Origin of the sequence: Prevotella sp. SGI.167, assembly GCF_050313615.1 — a bacterium.
GTDB lineage: Bacteria > Bacteroidota > Bacteroidia > Bacteroidales > Bacteroidaceae > Prevotella.
Genome location: NZ_JBNPLT010000169.1, coordinates 1 through 217 on the forward strand (window position 1 = coordinate 1; position 217 = coordinate 217).

Genomic DNA, 217 nt, shown 5'->3' on the forward strand with positions numbered 1-217 from the left:
ACAAAAAGTTGCCCAGGATTTTGCCATGTCAGAATTTTCACTTATCTTAGTGTTGCAAAAAGAAAACAAGCAAAACTCTAATATGACATGGCAAAAATACAAATTAAATCTGAGAAACTCACACCTTTTGGAGGAATTTTTTCAATCATGGAGAAATTTGACTCCATGCTTTCACCCGTTATCGACTCAACACTGGGTCAGAGATGCAGCAGTATCT

Annotated in this window: 1 pseudogene; it reads left to right on the plus strand. The window is 36.4% G+C overall.

Going from position 1 to position 217, the window contains the following annotated elements:
* Positions 1-87: 87 nt before the first annotated feature.
* Positions 88-217: pseudogene (locus ACQRBJ_RS16370) on the plus strand (IS1380 family transposase); the annotation flags it as partial.